This window comes from Xenorhabdus bovienii SS-2004 (genome assembly GCF_000027225.1).
In the GTDB taxonomy this organism is placed as follows: domain Bacteria; phylum Pseudomonadota; class Gammaproteobacteria; order Enterobacterales; family Enterobacteriaceae; genus Xenorhabdus; species Xenorhabdus bovienii_C.
On sequence record NC_013892.1, the window covers coordinates 2,808,892 to 2,827,163 of the forward strand.

An 18,272-nucleotide genomic window follows, 5' to 3' on the forward strand; every position below is an offset into this window, starting at 1 on the left:
GTCATTTATTCAGAGCAACTGTGAGTGATGATACATCATTTACTGCTACAGCATTTAAAGTATCAACAATCCGTTTCGTTAAACCGGTTAATACCTTACCTGGCCCCATTTCCAACAGTTGTTCAGTACCTTGTGCCGCTATATATTCAACAGACTCCGTCCAGCGTACAGGATTATACAACTGACGAACCAGTGCATCGCGAATCCCATCAGCAGATTCTTCTACTTTGACATCCACATTATTAACAACAGGGAACTGTGGCTGATTAAACACAATTGATTGCAATGCAACAGCTAACTGAGCGGCTGCCGACTTCATCAGTGCACAATGTGAAGGGACGCTGACAGCCAAAGGCAGAGCACGTTTTGCGCCAGCCGCTTTACAAGCAGCACCGGCACGCTCTACAGCCTCTTTCTCACCCGCAATAACGACTTGCCCAGGCGAATTAAAATTCACAGGTGAAACAACCTGACCCTGTGCAGACTCTTTACATGCCTTTGCAATGGATTCATTATCCAATCCGATAATAGCGTACATCGCCCCTTGCCCTTCTGGTACAGCTTCCTGCATCAATTTCCCGCGTAATTCGACGAGCTTAATCGCCTGCTGGAATTCAATCACACCAGCACAAACCAGCGCCGAGTATTCGCCAAGGCTATGGCCAGCCATCATGGAAGGCTGCTTGCCTCCCTTTTCCTGCCATATACGCCAGATAGCAACTGAAGCTGCGAGCAATACAGGTTGGGTTTTCCATGTTTTATTCAGCTCTTCTGCTGTCCCCTGCTGAACTAATGCCCATAAATCGTATCCCAAGACCGCAGAAGCCTCTGCGAAAGTCTGTTCCACCAGCGGAAATTCTGTGGCTAAATCAGCCAACATACCAAGTGACTGAGAACCTTGACCGGGAAACACCATTGCAAAATCAGACATGTTTATTTTCCTGTTAAATTAAAAACGTACTAGCGCTGAGCCCCAGGTAAAGCCACCGCCAAATGCTTCAATTAAGACAAGCTGGCCGCGTTGAATCCTTCCATCACGTACCGCTTCATCAAATGCCGTCGGAACAGATGCTGCTGAAGTATTACCATGACGATCGAGTGTTACAACCACTTTATCCATCGTCATGTCCAATTTCTTGGCAGCCGCCGAAATGATACGTAAATTCGCTTGATGTGGCACTAACCAGTCAAGCTGAGAATGATCCAGATTGTTTGCTTCCAGTGTTTCATCAACAATACTGGTCAACTCACGGACAGCAACTTTAAATACTTCATTGCCAGCCATTGTAACGTATTCAGGTGAACCCCGTTTCAATCGATCCTGATTAGGTAATGACAGTAAATCGCCATAACGACCATCCGCATGCAGATGGGTTGACAGTATACCCGGCTCTTCTGAAGCCCCTACTACCATTGCGCCTGCTGCATCACCAAAGAGGACAACTGTACTGCGATCTTCAGGATCGACAACTCTTGAGATAATATCTGCCCCGATAACCAGGGCATGTTTAGCCGCACCAGTCTTGATAAATTTATCGACAATGCTTAACGCATAAGTAAATCCAGCACAAGCTGCCGCAACATCAAAGGCAGCGATACCTTGAATGCCTAAAGAATTCTGAATCTGGCAGGCTGTACTCGGAAACGCATGGGATGAAGTTGTTGTTGCTACAACAATCAAATCAATTTGTGTTTTATCGATACCAGCCATTTCAATAGCTTTTTCGGCTGCATTGAATCCCATAGTGGCAACGGTTTCACCCTCAGCCGCAATACGACGCTCACGAATGCCTGTACGAGTAACAATCCACTCGTCAGTCGTATCCACCATTTTTTCTAAATCTGCGTTAGTACGCACCTGCGAAGGCAAATAACTGCCTGTACCTAAGATTTTTGTATACATTTATGCTTATTCACTCTTGGGTAATACTGCATCCAGCCGGGCAGCGATTCTATCAGGAACCTGATTCTGTACGGTCTGAACTGCTTGATCTATAGCAGCTTTGAACGCACGTTCATTCGCGGCACCATGACTTTTTATGACGATACCACGCAATCCTAATAGTGTTGCGCCGTTATACTGGTCAGGGTTTAGGTGGCCGAAGCGTTTTAATATCTGTTTTAACAACCACTTCTTGAAAATTTTCCTCAACCACGATGATTTTTTCTTCTGGCTATCCGGTGATTTAACCAGAGATAAAATCACCCTGATCGCACCTTCCATCGTCTTCAGCGTAACATTACCTGCGAAGCCGTCACACACGAGTACATCGGTTTTTCCCGTCAGTAACTCATTCCCTTCTACATAACCTATATAATTGATTGTTGGGGTATTCTGTAAGGTCATAGCAGCTTCGCGGATATTATCTAGCCCTTTGGATTCTTCCTCTCCGATATTGAGTAATGCCACACGCGGATTTTTCACACCTGTAACATCCTCTGCCATTACTGCTCCCATAATGGCAAACTGGACTAACATACGACTATTACAATTAATATTAGCTCCCAAATCTAATATAACAGTTTTCTGCTGTTTTAAATTAGGGATCATCGTCATCAATGCAGGCCGCTCAATACCCTCGATGGATTTCAGCATCAATTTGGCCAGCCCCATCAATACGCCTGTATTTCCTGCACTGACACATGCCTGCGCTTCACCAGTTTTAACTAAATTTAGTGCAATACGCATCGAAGTACCATGACTGGAACGGATCGCCTGAGAAGGTTTTGCATCGTTAGAAACAACGTGTTCCGCAGGAATAATTTGCAAACGACTAAGCTGCTCAGCATTTTTATTTGCAAGCAAAGGGGAGATGGTTTCGGGATCTCCAACCAACAATAATTTTAATTGCGGATTAGATGCCAGTGCCTGCAATGCAGCAGGCACCGTAACACGAGGACCAAAATCCCCGCCCATAGCATCTAACGCTAAGGTTAGATTAGCCAAGATATCAACTTGCTAATAGTTAGCCGAATTACTTGTTGATTACCTTGCGGCCACGGTAGTAGCCGTCAGCAGTCACATGGTGACGCAGGTGAGTTTCACCAGAAGTCTTGTCTACAGAGACATGTGTTGCAGTCAGTGCGTCATGGGAACGACGCATACCACGTTTAGAACGAGTTGGTTTATTCTGTTGTACGGCCATTGACCTTACTCCTTAAGTACTTTTCTTTAAACTGGCTAATGCGGCAAATGGGTTTGGTTTTTCTGCTTCAGGAGGCAGTACACCAAATACCATTTCCGCGTCGGACACTTCACAGTGTTCAGAATCATGTACCGGGACTACCGGCAGAGAAAGAATTATTTCATCTTCAATCATTGCCAGCAAATCTATTTCGCCAAATTCATTAATGTTAATTGGCTCATACTCTTCCGGTAATGCCTCGGCCCGCTCATCATTGACGACCGGACTAAAACAATACGTTATGTGAACATGATGGCTGAAATTACTGCCACAACGTTGGCAGGCAAGTGTGACATCCACATCGGAATGCCCTTTTACAACTGCCAGACGCAGATTATCAATTTGAAATGATAATGAGCTATTTATATCACCATCCACACTGACCACAGACTCTGCGAGACGAGAAGCTTGTTCAGCAGAATAACTACCTTCGTAGTCTAATCTTTTCTGAGCTGCACGAAGCGCATCAATGGTCAGGGGTAATTTTACCTTCTGCATAAGGCGCGCATATTATCTTTGTAATGGAACATAGTCAAAGAAAAAGGCCACACACCTGCACCTTTCCACCAAATATTCGCCTATTAAGCGGCGTATAGTTTAAAATGCCTGAGAATATTTCTCTACGTATTTTATGGAAAAAATGATGCTTCCGATTGTTTTATCATCAACGTCGATATACCGCCGCCTATTGTTGGAAAAAATGGGGCTACCTTTTGTCTGTACTACTCCCAATATTGATGAAAGCCCACAAGAGAATGAAAGCCCCACACAACTGGTAATGCGTCTGTCACAGGCAAAAGCTACCGCATTACAACCGAGTTATTCTAGCCACCTGATTATAGGTTCAGATCAGGTTTGCGTTTTAAGTGGAAAAATTACAGGTAAACCCCACAATTTTGAGAACGCTTTCGCACAACTCAAAAAAGCCAGTGGGCAGTGTGTCACTTTTTATACTGGAATTACGCTATTTAACAGCAAAACAGGAAACACTGATACCCGCTGTGAATTATTTCATGTCCATTTCAGAGATCTGACAGAACCCGAAATTATCAGCTACCTAAACAAAGAACAGCCTTTTAATTGTGCAGGTAGCTTTAAAAGTGAAGGTTTGGGAATTACATTATTTAAAAAACTCGATGGCAGAGATCCCAATACGCTAATCGGTCTGCCATTGATTACTCTGACAGAAATGCTCATCCGTCAAGGGATAAACCCACTGACGGTATGTTATCAATAATTATTTTGTCGTAATGTTGTTAAACATTGCCGTAACTCATCATCCATTTGAGCTTCGAAACGCAAAGTTTCTCCCGTGGATGGGTGAGTAAATTTTAATGAACTAGCATGCAGAAACAATCGGTTAAGCCCTGTTTCTGTCAGTTGTGCATCAAACGCCCTGTCACCATAGCGGTCATCAAATGCAATAGGATGACCAGCATGCAAGGTATGCACACGGATCTGGTGCGTACGTCCCGTTATTGGGCTTGCGCGCACCAAGGTCGCAAACTCATACCGCTCTTCAACTTTAAAACGTGTTTCCGATGGTTTGCCCTCACTGCTGACTTTCACTATCCGCTCACCACTTTGCAGGATATTTTTTAATAAAGGTGCCTGCACCACTTTGCAATGTGACTGCCATTGCCCTCGTACCAACGCAAAATAATCTTTCTGCATCTGTTTCAAACGCAACTGTTCATGCAGTGTACGCAATGCGGAACGCTTCTTCGCAATCAGCAGAACACCCGATGTATCGCGGTCGAGACGATGCACCAGTTCGAGGAAACGCGCTTCGGGACGTAATGCACGAAGCCCTTCGATTACACCGAAGCTCAATCCGCTTCCACCATGCACCGCAGTACCTGATGGTTTATTAATGACTAGTATGTAGTCATCCTCATAAAGGATGCATTCTGCCAGAGCGACTACTTTACCCAGCTTGGCAGATACTGGTGGCTGCTGTTTTTCCGCTATCCTGACCGGCGGAATACGGATAACATCAGCCGCTGCCAATTTATACTCAGGCTTGATTCTTCCTTTGTTAACTCGAACTTCACCTTTGCGCAAGATCCGATAGATCATACTCTTAGGCACACCTTTCAAGCGCGCCAGCAAAAAGTTGTCAATTCGCTGACCGGCTTCATCGTCGTCAATCGTGACAAACTGTACAATTGGATTATTTGTTTTCATAAGCGAGATTTTAATTATCCGGCAATCAAAGCGCCACTCATTTTTAAATATGTATAAATAACATCCATGATTTCATTTTTCATTGTTTCTAATGTCTTAGGATAAAGACTAAAGATTAACAACTTATCGCTATTTCCTGATAAAAAACCGCTAAAGAGATAAAGTCACCTTGCTATCACCCCAATAGCAATGGAATAATGCTTTCTGGCCACAGTTTACTAAACTATGAATGGCAAGATTGAAATTGTTTGTTATCTGTTTGATTGAACAAAAACGCAGCAATGGCGTAAGACGTAATGTTTAATCAAACAATTTATGGGCTGCGAGTTGCAGCTTACTGGATTGGGTGAGATCTGTACCGGTTTATTACAGTGTCCCAATAAAGAGTACTGTATTTAAATGAAATTCAGACTCGCCGACAATATAGGCGCCTCTATACAAACGATAGCCGTGAGGCTGACGGCTTTGTAAAAGACACGAGGCCATCGGTTACCAGTAGTGCATCTCTTTTTGCTCGCAGCTCTATACCAATGTAAAAATAATGAGTAAGTTAGAATGAAAAGAATGCTAATCAACGCAACTCAACAGGAAGAGTTGCGTGTCGCCCTTGTTGATGGGCAACGTCTTTATGATTTGGATATTGAAAGTCCTGGACACGAGCAGAAAAAAGCAAATATCTATAAAGGTAAAATTACACGGATTGAACCTAGTCTGGAAGCTGCTTTTGTCGATTATGGTGCGGAGCGTCATGGTTTCCTGCCCATTAAAGAAATTGCTCGCGAATATTTCCCCAGTAGTTATCATGCTCATGGCCGACCTAACATTAAGGATATCCTTAAAGAAGGTCAGGAAGTCATCGTCCAGGTTGATAAAGAAGAACGAGGCAATAAAGGTGCAGCCTTAACAACTTTTATCAGTCTGGCTGGTAGCTATTTAGTTCTGATGCCGAATAACCCCAGAGCAGGTGGTATTTCTCGCCGTATCGAAGGTGATGACCGTATCGAATTAAAAGAAGCGCTCTCCTCTCTTGAATTACCCGAAGGCATGGGGCTTATTGTTCGTACTGCCGGAGTAGGCAAATCCGCCGAAGCTTTGCAGGGAGACCTGAATTTTCGCCTGAAACACTGGGAAGCTATCAAGAAAGCCGCAGATAATCACCCAGCTCCGTTCCTGATCCATCAGGAAAGTAATGTTATCGTACGCGCCTTCCGTGATTACCTACGCCCGGATATCGGGGAAATTCTGATCGACAATCCTAAAATTCTCGATTTGGCACGCCAGCATATCACTGCGCTTGGACGCCCTGATTTCGCCAGCAAAATCAAACTGTACAGTGGTGAAGTTCCCCTGTTCAGTCACTACCAGATAGAATCACAGATTGAATCAGCTTTCCAGCGTGAAGTTCGGCTGCCTTCTGGTGGTTCAGTAGTCATCGATACAACTGAAGCTCTGACCGCAATCGATATCAACTCATCCCGGGCAACCCGTGGGGGAGATATTGAGGAAACAGCCTTTAACACCAATCTGGAAGCTGCGGATGAAATTGCACGTCAATTGCGCCTGCGTGACCTCGGTGGCCTTATCGTTATTGATTTCATTGACATGACACCTGTACGCCACCAGCGTGAGGTTGAAAACCGTTTACGTGATGCGGTGCGTCAAGATCGTGCCCGTATTCAGATTGGCCGTATTTCTCGCTTTGGCCTACTGGAAATGTCACGTCAGCGTTTAAGCCCATCTCTGGGTGAATCCAGTCACCACGTCTGCCCTCGCTGTAGCGGTACAGGAACCATTCGTGACAACGAATCACTTTCTCTGTCGATTCTTCGCCTGATCGAAGAAGAAGCACTGAAAGAAAATACCCATCAGGTTCATGCGATTGTTCCCGTTCAGATTGCGTCCTACCTGCTGAATGAAAAACGTAAGGCGGTCAGCGCCATTGAACATCGTCAAGGTGATGTAGGTGTTGTTATCGTACCAAACGATCAGATGCAAACTCCGCATTTCTCTGTTCTACGTGTTCGTAAAGGTGAAGAAATTTCTACCCTGAGTTATCTGCTTCCACAATTACATGAGGCAGAAATGACGAATGCTCAGGATGATGGACAACATGAACGCAAGCGTCCTGAGCAACCTGCTATTTCAACTTTTGATCTGCCTGCAGAAACTGTCGCCCCTGTGGCAGCAAAAACAAAAGAGAAAAAGGTAGTAGTGAGCAATAATCAGCAAATAGAACAGCCAGGTCTGTTCAGTCGCTTCCTCTGCGCCCTGAAAAAAATATTCAATGGTGAAGAAGAAAAACAGGAGCAAGAAAAGAGCAATAAATCTTCTAGTAACGATAACCGACGTTCCCCAGAACGCCGCAATTCACGTCGTCAGAATCAAAGACGTGAACGTAACGAGAATGACACTCGCAATAATCATAACCGTGAGCGCGGCGATGAACAGCGTAAGGGTCGTAATGTTCAGCAGAAAAACAACGCGCCGGATAATATTGCGGTAGATATAGATAATGAAGCTCGTGAAGCACAGCAGCAACAGCGCCGTGAACAACGGGCGGAACGCCAGCGCCGCCGTCAAGAAGAAAAACGTCAGCAGCAACTGGAAACCAAGGTTCAACAGACGAGTAGACCTGAAATTACAGAAGAGGAAGTTGAAGAGCATCAACCTGTAATGCCTCGTCGTCAGCGTCGTCAGCTTGAACAGAAAATTCGTATCACAGACAATGTGAAGGAAGAAGTTGTTGTTGCCTCTTTACCCGTTGTAACAAAGGCGATCATTCCGGCGATTACAGAAGAAGAGAAGAAAGTTTCTGTACCAGCCATTATCGATACGAATGTAGAAGCAGCTAATCAGCCTTCAATACCACAAGGCTCAATCGCGCAAAATAATGAGCAGCAAGACAACATCATGCCTCGCCGTTCTCGCCGCTCACCACGCCATTTACGTGTCAGTGGTCAGCGTCGTCGTCGTTATCGTGATGAGCGTAACCTGACTCAATCACCTGTACCACTGGTAATGGCAGTTGCATCGCCAGAGCTGGCATCAGGTAAAGTTTGGGTGCGCTACCCTGTTACACCTGTGACACAACCTGCTGAACCAGAAGTATCTACTGTGGAAGAAACAGTAATAGGGGCAGAGCAGAAAGAGAGTGTCATGCCGATACCTGCTGTTGCTGAATCGGTATCGGTATCAGTTTCAACTGTTGCTGATACTCAGGTTGCCGAGCAAAATGCAGTTACTCATGATGATATTAAGTCTGCGACCAATGGTGACCCGCTCGTAGAACCCGTGCCTGAGAAACCTGAAGTATTAGTATCGGAAAACCTGGAACCCGTCGTTAACCATGACACCCAATATCAGCCTGAAGCCTTACATGACATGTTAGTACATGACACAGAAGAAACACGTCACACAGCAGAACCAATCATTGTGACGTCTATCGCTGAACAGGAACAGCATGAAGAACAGCCAACTGTCACAACGGAAATATACGCTAAGGCAGAGGAAGTTAAAGCGGAAGAGACAAAAATTGCTGAGTCTCCGATTATCGTGGAAAAAAATCATCACGCTTCTTCCCCAATGACAAAAGCACCAGCACCAGACTTAGCAGCACAGCCTGTCATTATCAACGAATGGCAACGTCCTGCTTATCCGTTCGCTGGAAAAGGCGGCGCGGGTGGACATTCTGCAACAAATATCGCAACATCTGCGATGTCAAAACCACAGTCATTCGAATAGTAATTGGATGTTGTAATTTCCAGAAAAATCAAAAAGGGCTCCTTTGTATGGAGTCCTTTTTTATATTAAAAATGATAAAAAACCTGTCTGTCTCATTTCATTCACTCTCCGATTCCAATAAACTTAGATAGTTATCATTATCATTTAAAGTGGCTGATTTTTATGGAGAACATTCCGGCGATGAAATCTTGGCTAATTTTCGGTGCTGGCAAAGGCGTTGGACGCCATTTAGCTACTATAGCACTGAAACAACACCGCCCCGTAACGGTATTAATTCGTAATCTACAACAAGCCGTGGAGCTAAGTGCAATGGGTGCTAATGTCATACATGGCGATGCCTGTGACAAAATGAGTATCGAAAAAGCTATTGCTCAGGCTGGAGAAAACCCCATTGTTTTCTCAACTATTGGCGGAGGAGACGCTGATCACCATGGTAATATGTCCATCATAGATGCATTGGAACAAGCTGAAGTTTCACGCATGCTACTGGTTACATCCATCGGATGTGGAGATAGTTGGAAAACGTTGTCACCACGTGCCAAATCATTATTTGGGCAATCAATCAGACATAAATCGCTGGCAGAAAGTTACCTGCAAACCAGCAAATTGGATTTTACGATCATTCGTCCCGGTGGACTCACTGATAAATCAGGTACTGGACATTGCCAACGCTATCAAGGTGAAGTTCACGGTATGGTGAGCAGAGAAGATGTTGCACAGCAATTGGCACTGGTGGCTGAAGATGAAGAAACTTATTACCAGATTTACGCTTTAGTCGATCCAGAGTTAAAACCTCACTGGGGCTGACAAAATAACCACGCCCAAAAGGCGTGGTTGCAACAAGATTTTATTTTACTCCGCCATCCATTGCCTTAAGTTTTTTAGACAGCTCACGACGCTCTTTAGACAACTCTGCATTTTTGATGATATATTCATCAACACGTTCTTCATAATCACTGCGCATATGAGCGATAATTCCTTGAATATCTTCAACTGACATTCCCGGTTTAATGTAATCGCTCAGGTTATCCAGCAATAATACACGCTTTTGGTTATCTCGAACTTTCTTCTCGTTGTCTACTATTTCGCGCTGTAATTTATTCTTGCGGCGAAATATACGCACAAACTCCAGTACATTATGGAATGTTGGTTTATTTGCGTTGTCCATTTTTACACCTTTTTTAATCAGACCGATAATTTTTATGCTGACTACACAATACAATTTCAGGTAACGAATAGACAAGTCAGTTTCGACAATTTATTGACATGATAAACTTTAAGTATATTCCTTAATCAATCATTTTCATCGTCCCAGCATCTGATGACCAAGAGTTTCCGCTGCCATAAGAGGTTTCAGTTCCTATCCGAAAAGAGATTTTTCTCCACATGCGAAATGATAATCAACAATTTTCACCCTATATCATTAGAGAGTTCAGATTGTCCAAGATATGGTTTACCATATCTTTTCGCATCGTTTAGCCTCGTAGAAACCAAAGATTTAGTACACAATTTGTCATAAACTAAGCCGTGCAATAAAACTTATATCAACACGATCAATACACAAAAATAAGATAATACATTGAAATTAAATTAATTAAACCAATAACCAACGGATGCAGAATTGCCTTGAGTAACGATAAAACCCCCACTTTCTATGTTCATGATTATGAAACCTTCGGCAAGCACCCTGCCTTAGACCGCCCTGCCCAGTTTGCGGGAATTCGCACCGACAGTGATTTTAATATCATCGAAGATCCTTTGGTGGTGTACTGTTTGCCTGCTGACGATTACCTGCCCGATCCTGAAGCTGTGATGATTACGGGGATTACACCACAGTTAGCATTAAAAAAAGGGGTCAATGAAGCTGAATTTGCCCGCCAGATCCATGAAGCATTCAGCAAGCCCAATACCTGTATTATCGGGTATAACAATATTCGTTTTGATGACGAAGTCAGCCGAAATATCTTTTATCGCAATTTTTACGATCCTTATGCCTATAGCTGGCAAAAAGGTAATTCCCGCTGGGATCTGCTTGATGTATTACGTGCCTGCTATGCCCTACGCCCAGAAGGCATTATCTGGCCAGAAAATGAGGATGGTCTGCCCAGTTTTAAGCTAGAAAACCTGACGAAAGCCAACGGAGTTGAACATACTCAGGCTCATGATGCTATGTCCGATGTTTATGCCACTATCGCGATGGCAAAACGGGTAAAAAAAGCCCAACCTCGCTTGTTTGATTACTTTTTCCAATTAAGAAACAAACAGAAGGTCAGTAACCAGATTGATATTCCGCAGATGAAGCCACTGGTACATGTATCAGGAATGTTCGGAACTCTGCGCAGCAATATCAGCCTTATAGCACCTTTGGCATGGCACCCGACAAATCGCAATGCGGTCATCATGTGTGATTTAGCGGGTGATATTTCCCCGTTACTAGAACTCAGCGCAGACGAATTGCGCGAGCGCTTGTATACCCGACGTAATGAACTACAGCCAGGCCAAGCTCCAGTACCCATTAAATTGATGCATATCAATAAATGCCCGATTATTGCTCCTGAAAATACACTACGGACAGAAGATGCGGAACGAGTGGGATTGAATCGCGATCAATGTGCAAAAAATCTGGCTATATTGCGCAGTAATCCGCAAATCAGGGAAAAAGTGGTTGAGCTATTTTCTCAACCAGAGGAATTCCCTGAGTCCGACAATGTCGATACCAAGCTATATAGCGGTTTTTTCAGTGATGCCGATAAAACTGCGATGGAAATTATCCGGGAAACTGCACCCAAAAACTTACCGGCACTGGATTTAACATTTCAGGATCCACGGATTAAAACACTCCTGTTCCGTTACCGCGCCAGAAACTATCCGGCAACGCTGAATTATGATGAACAACAGCGCTGGCTATATCATCGCCGGGAGATATTGACACAGGAAAATATCAGCCAATATCTTGCGGCCATTGAACAGCTCTTTGTTGAATACCAATCTGATGAAGAAAAGTGCCGCCAGTTAAAAGCACTAGTTGATTATGCAGTTCAGCTGGCTGGCTAACGGCCCCGCATCATACTGGCTTATTTCAGAAAAAGAAAAAGACAAAATTCTCTGTTTTGTCTTTTTTATCCTCATTCCAGCATAATTATGGTTTAACCATGTCGATGGCCGGAAAGCCGACAATCACACTTTCCATCTTATCTTCCCCAATTTTTCAGCTTGGAGGTTTTGCCAATACCCGGATTCAAAGTATTAGTGGGATCAGTCATCTGATAAAACTGTTTAAGCTGCGGTTTAGCCTGATATAAATGACCAACGTTATGTTCAGCAGGATATTCCGCTCCTCGTTGGTTCAGGATCTTCAGCATTTTTACTTTCAGCGCATGAACATCTATGCCTTTTTTAACAATGTAATCCTGATGGAATACGTGGCACATAAAATGTCCGTAATACAGACGATGCACCAATGCTCCATCAATTTCTGGCGGTAGATGCTCAAACCATTCGTGGTCATTGCGGCGCAGGGCAATATCCAATGCTAAAATATCCTCAACTTCATTGCTATGAATAGCTTGATACCGAATGGCCGCTCCTGCCGCTGCGAAACGGTGTAAAAATGCCTTTGTACCCTCTTCTGGCGTACAGGCGAAAAATTCTCCCTCTGCCTGTTTAAAGTAGCTTTCCAACCACTCACTAGCTTCTTTTATGCCTTCACCAGACATTTTCAACATCAAGTGATGTTCGAAGCGATTTCGGTACTCTTTCAAACGTGTGGGCAGATGTGAAGGTAATAAACGGTTCAAGCCCTGTATTACGCGATCTGTCAGGTGTGATGGCAAAAAAGGAATTTTGCCAAACATGGCATCCATACGTCCTTTCAGGCTGAAAAACATTGGCATTTTATCCGTACCAAGTTTATCAATCATGACAAAGGTGTCTTTGCCATACACTTCAGCGATATCAAAAATATCCCGATGCATATATTCGCCAGCAATCGGTAAATGCTGGAAATTAGCCAATATATGCCGGCGTAATTCTGTCAATACTTCAGGTTGGTTGGTGCCGATATAGAAAACTTGAGAAGTCGACTGTGCAGGAAAAGTATCCAAACGGACAGCAAAAACAACTAATTTACCAGCACAACCAGAAGCTTCAAACAACCGACGCTCATCGGCATTAAAACGTGATGGGGTCTCTGCATTGATATCTCGAACACGCTGTGCATACTCATGATCAGAAGCAACTCGGTCATCCAGCTGAATATCCTCAGCTCGATAGCGCTGTTCTTCCAGGCAAGTCAGAATATCTTCTGGCGTATCTCCTAACCATATACCCAAATGATTAATCAGTTCAGCTTGTCCCTTCTCATTCACACGTCCATACAACGCCATTTCTGTATAGGCTGGACCCCGCTGTACCAAAGAGCCGCCAGAGTTATTGCAGATCCCTCCAACAACTGACGCACCAATGCAGGAAGAACCAATAACAGAATGAGGCTCACGACCTAACGGTTTCAAGACTTTTTCCAAATGCCACAATGTACTGCCAGGAAATGCAATGACCTGATTGACTGATGTAAGAACCTGAATTTTATCCATCCGCAGTGTACTGATAATAACAATATCGCGGTCATAATCATCACCGTTGGGTGTGGAACCTTCCGTCAATCCGGTATTAGCTGCCTGCATTAAAATAATTTTGTCGGCTAAAACGCAGGCTTTGAACACTTTCCATTGCTCTAATAATGAAGCCGGAAATACAACAGCAAGGGCATTTCCCTGTCCAGAGCGAAAGCCTTTGCGATAACGTTCTGTTTTTCGAGATTCAGTGAGAATGTGGGGAGATCCAACAATATTAGTGAGAATTGCAATAAGTTGCTGGTTGTGAGGGATTTTAGCATCATTCATAATGGTTCTATTACCTCTACTTAGCGTTAGATATATAGGCTCTTAATGAGATCACGCATGGCATAGTGAGTATTTATTATATGACGCCTTTTGGTGATTTTTATGCTATTGATATTTTTTATTTTAATTAAAAACAGCACCCGAAGATGCTGTTTTATAAATAAGTATGCGAATAAAGATTACACTGATTCAGTAAACTGAGGCATTGGCTGACGGAAACTACGGGTCAGGAAGAACATATAGATCATACCGATTCCTCCCCAAATTAGACCTAATTTCATCGAACTTGACTCCAGATTCATCCACAACACACCTACTGTCGCTGCACCAAGAACCGGCAGAATCAAAAAGTGAATCGTATCTTTCAGTGTGCTGTTACGCTGTTCACGAATATAGAACTGCGAAATCACTGACAGATTAACAAAAGTAAATGCGACTAACGCCCCGAAGTTTATCAATGCGGTTGCTGTTACCAAATCCAGCCAACCCGCTGACAGAGCAACAATCCCAACCAATATGACATTAATTGATGGGGTACGCCATTTTGGGTGAATATAAGCAAATACTTTTTCAGGCAGTACACCATCACGCCCCATCACATAGAGCAAACGGGATACACCTGCATGTGCTGCCATCCCTGAAGCCACTACCGTAACACAGGAGAACATAAGAATAATGTACTGGAACAGCGCACCAGCAACATACAGCATAATTTCTGGCTGAGAGGCGTCTGGGTTTTTAAATCGAGAAATATCAGGGAAATAAAGCTGTAAAAAATAAGATACTGCAATAAAGATAGCTCCACCAATTAATGCAGTCATGAAGATCGCCTTAGGGATCACTTTTCCAGCATTAGGTGTTTCTTCTGACAGGGAACTGATACCATCAAACCCGAGGAATGAGAAGCAGAGTATCGTCGCTCCTGTGATCATTGGAATCAACTTCGCTTCATCTGACGTGAACGGTTGAATACTCAGTAATGTTCCAACGCCTTCGCCATTATAGACACCATGAACCAAGAAACCGACGAGTACCAACATAACGGCAACCTGAACAATCACAATAACACCATTGAGATTCGCGACTACATTAATGCCGCTCAGGTTGAAAATCGTCATCAGTATTGTCAACGTGACTACGAAAATCCATGGGTCAATGCCTGGGAAAAGAGCCTGAAGATAAATTTTTGCCAGCAGAATATTGATCATCGGCATAAGCAGATAATCCAGCAATGATGACCAACCTACCATAAACCCAAGATGGGGATTTATTGATTTTTGTACGTAAGTATAGGCAGATCCTGCTGATGGGAAGCGTTTTACCAATTTCCCGTAACTCAATGCTGTAAATAAAATGGCGATCAGCGCGAGAGCATAAGATGTTGCAACATGTCCGCTGGTTAATCCGGAAACAATGCCGAAAGTGTCAAAGATAGTCATTGGCTGCATGTAGGCAAGCCCCATCATGACCACCTGAAACAGGGTCAGTGTTCTTCTTAGTTGAACACGATCGCTGGCACTGGTTTGGTTAGTGTCAAGTGTGAGAGTGGTATTATGCGACATGAGCGAAACCTCCCATAACTTCGATCTGGGTACTAATGCAACTACTTAATCGATAGTTAGTGGGTAGACTTCGCATCTGTCTATAGACAGAAAAGAAAGAAGAGTTATTAGAAGACAGCGAACTGACGGTGGGCCATGCCCCATAATCATCGTTGCAGCAGCAAGCGCCAATTGGCACGAGTGCAAAAGTGAATAATTGCTCCATGTTTGTATTCCTCAGTGCAGCAGCCCGTTCTTATAATGGCCGCTTATGGTCAGTATCGATCCGGAACAAAATCCGGCCTCTTGGTGTTGTAAAAAATAACTCAAAGCAAAAAAATAACTGGTGTATATTTACACACCAGCTATTTTTTAGTGCACGCATTTTGCATTTCACACCTAGAAATAGCAAGAGCTATCACACTAAAAATTCATTATTTTTTACAATACCGGAGAGCCTGATGGAATAGGCTTTCACTGAACCTGTAAGGAAACTTAACGCTATCCTATCCCTTGTTTGACATTTAATAAATTTTTAGCACAGAAGGAAGCTATTTGCTATTTAATTGTGGTAATTATGACATCAAAAAGCTCAACCTTTCATCATAGAACTGATGAAAGGTTGATTTAATATTACATTTAAATGTTAATTAAAATGACTAATAAAAAACCGAAGTATTAATTAAAAATCATAATTAATGCCGATGTTATAACGACGGCCATCTAGTACCGCATCGTGGGTTTTCTCAGTAACGCGCTTGTCAAAGACGTTGTAGATACCACCTAATACACGCAAGTTTTTCGTCAAGTTATAGGTCATGCCTAAATCAACGAAAGTGTAAGATGGTGTACCATTCTTCACACCAGAGCGATATACATAATTTGTTGATTTACTTCTGAAATTAATGCGAGTCCACGTAGCCATTTCTGGTAGTACCTGCCAATTCAAGGTAGAGTTGGCCATATGTTTTGGCATTTTATTCAATGCCTGACCTTTATACTTACCGCTTTTCTGCTCCGACTCGGTATAAGTATAACTTGAGGCTAAGGACAAGTTTTCTACGATATCCCAATTCAGGGTGGCTTCTATTCCACGGATGTTCGCTTTATCCAAGTTTGTACGCTGGTTGATAAAATCATAAGTAATATCACCTGTTGGTTTACATGGATTTTCAGTATCTTTATCACACACTCCAACCTCAGTGATCTTGTCTTTAAAATCTGTATTAAAGACTGTTACACCGACGTTAAAGTTATCTTGGTTATTCCAAATAACACTAATTTCTTCACTAACACTTTTCTCTGGCTTAAGATCCGAGTTCCCTATAATCATTCCATTAAGGGATCTACCACCCGTTGTCTGTCCCCAATTAGGGGCAACCTGCCGCAATTCAGGTGAACGGTAACCAGTAGAAACACCACCTTTGATCGTCCACTGTTCATCTGCGTGCCATACACCATACAAACGAGGCGTCCAATGTGCTCCAAAGTTTTCGTCTTTATTTAAACGAGCACCACCCGTCAGAGCAAAATCATTGGTCATTTGCCATTCATCTTCCGCAAATAATGCCCAACTCCAACGTGTTAATTTATTAACATCTTTTGCTGAATTTAATTTATTACCAGTATCTCGTAAATCTTCATAGCGATACTGTCCTCCTACACTTAACGTATGATCATCTAATATAAACGTAGTTTGGTTATTAAATAACGTATCGTTATATTTCATTTCACGCTCAGGGTTATGCGATTCATCCCTCTGAACATAAGAAGTCATTGTACCGAAGTCATAAACGCCATTATGGGAAATCGAATAGTTATTACGTTTATAGCGGCTCACGTCATCTTTACAAGATTTTGGCTGGCAATCACGAGTTTTACCAATGGTTGAGTCTCGATCCTGCTCATAACGCCCAGCCTCAAATTCGAAAGTATTCTGTTCATCAGGTGTCAAAGAGAACGTTGCTGCACCATTACGCATTTCCTGCTCTCTAAAGCCACCAATAAACTTATCTTCATTACGATGAGAAAACAGGCCATTGACTTTCAATCCTAACAAACCATCAATTAATGGCCCCGCAGCATAAGCGCTGGTTTGGTAGCTATTACCTGAATTTTTACGTTCGGTCAGAGTAGTATCTGCACGCAGGCTGGTATGCCACTCTTTCTGTACCTTACGGGTAATAATATTGATTACGCCGCCCATAGCATCAGAACCATAAAGAGAAGACATCGGCCCACGCACGACTTCGATACGTTCAATTGATGCTAATGGTGGCAACCATCCCTGTTCGATACCAGAACCATCACTATTTGGGCGGGTACTGCGAGTATCAACACGCTTACCATCAATCAGAATCATAGTATATTTTGAAGCCATACCACGAATACTGATGTCACTACTACTACCACCACCAGTCACAACTACCCCTGGTACATCTTTCAGTGCATCCGTGATATCACGATAAGATTTCGTTTCTAACTGTTCACGGCTAACTACCGAAATAGAAGCGGGTGCATCTTCAATCTTTTGCTGGAAGCCCGCTGCGGTAGTTACAACAATTTTGTCATCACCATTATTGGCAGCTAAAACAGCGCTGGATGAAATAGCGGCAATAATTCCCAATACGATTTTTCTTTTTACAAAAACAGCCATTCCCAGTTCTCCAAAAGGCAGAATAAAATTATTTAATAATTAATATGGATAATCGATATAC

14 protein-coding genes are annotated in these 18,272 nt (G+C 43.2%); 4 read left to right on the forward strand and 10 right to left on the reverse strand.

What is annotated here, in order from left to right; translation table 11 throughout:
• Position 1: 1 nt before the first annotated feature.
• The 5 genes from fabD to yceD are packed head-to-tail and all read right to left on the reverse strand — an operon-like array spanning position 2 to position 3,683.
• Entirely contained in the window at positions 2-931 is a 930-nt protein-coding gene (fabD, locus tag XBJ1_RS12060; RefSeq protein WP_012989258.1) for an ACP S-malonyltransferase, read from the reverse strand.
• A gap of 18 nt (positions 932-949) precedes the next feature.
• Entirely contained in the window at positions 950-1,903 is a 954-nt protein-coding gene (locus XBJ1_RS12065) for a beta-ketoacyl-ACP synthase III (RefSeq protein WP_012989259.1), read from the reverse strand.
• 6 nt (positions 1,904-1,909) lie between these two features.
• A complete protein-coding gene (plsX, locus tag XBJ1_RS12070; protein WP_071822501.1) occupies positions 1,910-2,947 on the reverse strand; it encodes a phosphate acyltransferase PlsX in 1,038 nt (345 codons plus the stop codon).
• 28 nt (positions 2,948-2,975) lie between these two features.
• On the reverse strand, positions 2,976-3,146 hold the full coding sequence (gene rpmF, locus XBJ1_RS12075; protein WP_004247080.1) for a 50S ribosomal protein L32: 171 nt from the start codon (positions 3,144-3,146) through the stop codon (positions 2,976-2,978).
• Between the two features lie 12 nt (positions 3,147-3,158).
• Positions 3,159-3,683: a 23S rRNA accumulation protein YceD gene (gene yceD / locus XBJ1_RS12080; RefSeq protein WP_012989261.1), complete on the reverse strand. Its 525-nt coding sequence runs from the start codon at positions 3,681-3,683 to the stop codon at positions 3,159-3,161.
• Between the two features lie 145 nt (positions 3,684-3,828).
• Here yceD and XBJ1_RS12085 point away from each other — a divergent pair, with 145 nt between their 5' ends.
• The gene (locus tag XBJ1_RS12085) at positions 3,829-4,422 is read left to right on the forward strand and encodes a Maf family protein (RefSeq protein WP_012989262.1); all 594 of its coding nucleotides are present in this window, start codon (positions 3,829-3,831) and stop codon (positions 4,420-4,422) included.
• Here XBJ1_RS12085 and rluC read toward each other — a convergent pair.
• A complete protein-coding gene (rluC, locus tag XBJ1_RS12090; protein ID WP_012989263.1) occupies positions 4,416-5,372 on the reverse strand; it encodes a 23S rRNA pseudouridine(955/2504/2580) synthase RluC in 957 nt (318 codons plus the stop codon). The genes XBJ1_RS12085 and rluC overlap by 7 nt on opposite strands.
• Positions 5,373-5,927: 555 nt before the next feature.
• On the opposite strand from rluC, the gene rne reads away from it, so the two are divergent.
• Together rne and XBJ1_RS12100 are read left to right on the forward strand one after the other, a co-directional pair.
• Positions 5,928-9,113, forward strand: coding sequence for a ribonuclease E (gene rne, locus XBJ1_RS12095; RefSeq protein WP_012989264.1), 3,186 nt, complete (start codon positions 5,928-5,930; stop codon positions 9,111-9,113).
• Between the two features lie 180 nt (positions 9,114-9,293).
• Positions 9,294-9,920: an NAD(P)-binding oxidoreductase gene (locus tag XBJ1_RS12100; RefSeq protein WP_038199031.1), complete on the forward strand. Its 627-nt coding sequence runs from the start codon at positions 9,294-9,296 to the stop codon at positions 9,918-9,920.
• 40 nt (positions 9,921-9,960) lie between these two features.
• Here the strand turns inward: XBJ1_RS12100 and tmaR are convergent, their stop codons facing one another.
• The gene (tmaR, locus tag XBJ1_RS12105) at positions 9,961-10,281 is read right to left on the reverse strand and encodes a PTS system regulator TmaR (protein WP_012989266.1); all 321 of its coding nucleotides are present in this window, start codon (positions 10,279-10,281) and stop codon (positions 9,961-9,963) included.
• Positions 10,282-10,739: 458 nt separating this feature from the next.
• Here tmaR and sbcB point away from each other — a divergent pair, with 458 nt between their 5' ends.
• On the forward strand, positions 10,740-12,167 hold the full coding sequence (gene sbcB / locus XBJ1_RS12110; RefSeq protein WP_012989267.1) for an exodeoxyribonuclease I: 1,428 nt from the start codon (positions 10,740-10,742) through the stop codon (positions 12,165-12,167).
• 137 nt (positions 12,168-12,304) lie between these two features.
• Here the strand turns inward: sbcB and dld are convergent, their stop codons facing one another.
• From dld to XBJ1_RS12125, 3 genes are all read right to left on the reverse strand, one after another.
• Positions 12,305-14,014, reverse strand: a complete 1,710-nt coding sequence (dld, locus tag XBJ1_RS12115) for a D-lactate dehydrogenase (protein ID WP_012989268.1) — start codon at positions 14,012-14,014, stop codon at positions 12,305-12,307.
• A 179-nt stretch (positions 14,015-14,193) separates the two neighbouring features.
• Positions 14,194-15,576 carry an APC family permease gene (locus XBJ1_RS12120; RefSeq protein ID WP_012989269.1) on the reverse strand — a complete coding sequence of 461 codons (1,383 nt, stop codon included), beginning with the start codon at positions 15,574-15,576 and terminating at the stop codon, positions 14,194-14,196.
• 661 nt (positions 15,577-16,237) lie between these two features.
• The gene (locus XBJ1_RS12125) at positions 16,238-18,211 is read right to left on the reverse strand and encodes a ligand-gated channel protein (RefSeq protein ID WP_012989272.1); all 1,974 of its coding nucleotides are present in this window, start codon (positions 18,209-18,211) and stop codon (positions 16,238-16,240) included.
• Positions 18,212-18,272 lie beyond the last annotated feature (61 nt).